Annotated in this window: 3 protein-coding genes and 1 pseudogene; all 4 read right to left on the bottom strand. The window is 70.1% G+C overall.

The features are described from left to right. Nucleotides 1-647: pseudogene (locus AB4Y86_RS16175) on the bottom strand (UDP-glucose/GDP-mannose dehydrogenase family protein); the annotation flags it as partial. After that, nucleotides 644-1,810: a glycosyltransferase family 4 protein gene (locus AB4Y86_RS16170; protein WP_441403198.1), complete on the bottom strand. Its 1,167-nt coding sequence runs from the start codon at nucleotides 1,808-1,810 to the stop codon at nucleotides 644-646. The gene AB4Y86_RS16170 and the pseudogene AB4Y86_RS16175, both read right to left, overlap by 4 nt. A gap of 290 nt (nucleotides 1,811-2,100) precedes the next feature. Beyond that, entirely contained in the window at nucleotides 2,101-2,349 is a 249-nt protein-coding gene (locus AB4Y86_RS16165) for a hypothetical protein (protein WP_441403197.1), read from the bottom strand. Further along, a partial coding sequence (locus AB4Y86_RS16160) for a flotillin domain-containing protein (RefSeq protein WP_441403196.1) occupies nucleotides 2,342-2,768 on the bottom strand: 427 nt, incomplete at its 5' end. The genes AB4Y86_RS16160 and AB4Y86_RS16165, both read right to left, overlap by 8 nt.

Below are 2,768 nucleotides of genomic sequence, written 5' to 3'. Positions count from 1 at the left end.
GTGGCGAAGTTGCAGATGAGCCGCGGAATTCCGGCGCTGAGCAGGGGCGCGTACACCGCGTCCAGCGCCGCGGTGACGGCTGCGCCGGGACCGTCGGGCTGCCGTGCACCGTCTGATTGCCGGGCCGGGTCCGCGCCGCCCGGGACGCCGTACACCAGCCGGTCCGGCACCAGGGTGTCCTTGACCGCCGTGCCCTGGCGGAGGAACTCGGGATTCCAGCCGAGGAGCACATCCGGCCGGCCGGCCAGCACCCCGCGGAGCATGTCCACCGTTCCCACCGGGACGGTGGACTTGCCCACGACGACGGCGCGCGGCGCCAGGAAGGGCAGCAAGGACTCGACGGCGGAGACCAGGTAGCTGAGATCGGCGCCGTCGGAGGTCTTGGACTGCGGCGTCCCGACGCAGAGGAAATGCAGTTGCGCGCCGGCGGCGTCGGCGAAGCTGGTGGAGAAGGTCAGCCGGCCGTTGGCCCGGCCGTCGCGCAGGAGCTCGTCCAGGCCGGGCTCGAAGAAGGGTGCAGCGCCGCGGTCCAGCTGGGCCACCTTGGCGGCGTCGACGTCGATCCCCACGACGGTGTGCCCCATCGAGGCCAGCGTGGCCGCATGTACCGCGCCGAGGTAGCCGCAGCCGATCACCGAAATTTTCACAGGGTTGCTCCTCTGGCCGTTGAACGGGAGTTGGTTGAACTCGGGCTGGTTGAACTGTTCAGGACCGCTTCGTAGTGCCGCACCAGCTCCTCGCCCAGCGCATGCCAGGTCCGGCCCTGGACCGAGGCGTGGGCGGCGGCGGCGAAGGCGCGGCGTTTGGCGTCGTCGCCGGTCAGGTCCGCCACCCGGGCCCGTAGTGCGGCGAGGTCGCCCGGAGCGTAGAGCCAGCCGGTCCGCGAATTCTCCACGAGGTCCAGCGGGCCGCCGCGGCCGGTGGCGACCACCGGGACGCCGGACGCCATGGCCTCCTGGATGGTCTGGCAGAAAGTCTCGAACTCGCCGGGGTGGACGAAAAGGTCGAAGGACGCCACCGCACGCGCCAGCGCCTCGCCGCCAAGGAACCCGGTGAACACGGCCCGGGGGAGCGCGGCCTCGAGGGCTTCGCGCTGCGGTCCGCCGCCGACGATCACCAGCCGGGTGCCGGGCAGATCGGCGAGCACCGCCAGGTCCTCCACCTGCTTCTCGACCGCGAGCCGGCCGACGTAACCGATGATGCGCTCGCCGTCCGGGGCCACCGAGGCCCGCCACGCGTCGTCGCGCTTTTCCGGGTTGAATCGTGCGGTATCCACGCCGCGCCGCCACATCTGGAGCCGCGGAATGCCGCGGCCGAGGAACTGGTTCAGCGCAAACGTGGACGGGACCAGGGTGCGCGAGGCGAGCAGGTGGATCTGCTCCACCCGGTTCCAGGCCCAGTTCTCCAGGAACGGGACGCCGTAGCGGGAGGCGTAGCCGGGGACCTCGGTCTGGTAGATGGCCACAGTGGGGATGCCGAGCTGGTGCGCGGCCTGGGCGGCCCGCCAGCCGAGCACGAACGGTGAAGCGAGGTGGACGACGTCGGGGGCGTAGCCGGCAAGGATTCGCTTGACCCGGGCAACACCGCCCAACGCGACGCGTACGTTCGTGTAGCCGGCCAGCGGCACTGAGGGGAGCCGGTGGACGTGTGCGCCGTGGACGTGGTCAGGGACGTCTGTGTCCTGCGTCGACGGCGCGATCACCAKCACCTCGTCGCCGCGGTCCTGGAGATGCTCCAGGACCCTAAGGATGGAGTGCGTAACCCCGTTCATCTGCGGCAGGAATGATTCGGCGACTAATGCGATCCTCACGCCTCCACCGTCGCCGCGGCGGCTGACGGCGCGGGGTCACGGGTGTGGCCTGTGGGGGAAGAGTGGGTTAACACGCAGGTGCGGGGGATGGGTGGCTCAACACAGTTTGTCGGGGGCGACGACCCGAGCTTCGAGGGCTCGAACGAAGCCCGATTGGCCAAGGATGGTCGCTAAGCCGGACCTCGAAGCGGCCAATACGGGCAAATGGGTGAATGCCGTTCCCTGAACGGCGGCCACCCTGCCGACCCTGCCGCGGCTGGTCTCCCGGGAGCGTCAGCCGCTTGGCCCTTCTAGCCGCGCGCGTCTTTCTTGAGGACGTCCGGGAGCTCCTCGACGAAGACCGTCTGGGGCGGTTCGTAGTAGATCACCAGCACCTCCTCGCCGACGACGAAGACGCTCTCCTTATCGAAGGGGTGGGCGTGGAAGGCGCTCGTGCCGCCGAGGAACGGCAGCATGACTTCTCCGATGGTGCCCGGTCCGATGCGCCCGGTCACCCGGCCGATCTTGCCGGTCAGGCTCCGGTTGACCTCTCTATGCATCGGGGGCTCTCGGCGGCTGCTTTGCGGGTTCCCTGCCGTTCTTGAGTGCGGACCGGAGTGCGGGGAGGTAGTCGCCGACCTGTGCCAGGATACCGCCGACCATCCGGTTGATGCCTTCGCCTCCGTTGAGCACCGTGAACTGGCCGACGTGGGCGAACGGTTCCGCCGCTGCCGCGATGATGGCCGGCATGTTCTCGGCCAGCTGCTGGGAGATGACGGCTTCCTGGTTTGTTCCGAGCGCCTCGGCACGTGCCTTGATGCCATCCGCCTCCGCCAGGGCCTTGGCCTTGATGGCGGACGCCGCCGCGTCACCGCGGGCCTTCGTGGCCGCGGCCTCCGCTTCGCCGGTGACACGGGTGGCTCCCGCTGCGGCGGACGCCGCCGTCGCGTTGGCCTGGGCGGTGAGCTCGGTGCGGCGC

The sequence above is a fragment of the Arthrobacter sp. 2YAF22_2 genome (assembly GCF_052114645.1).
In the GTDB taxonomy this organism is placed as follows: Bacteria; Actinomycetota; Actinomycetes; order Actinomycetales; family Micrococcaceae; genus Arthrobacter.
Note: the sequence above shows the minus strand (reverse complement) of the source record. Positions and strands in the feature narration are given on the sequence as shown.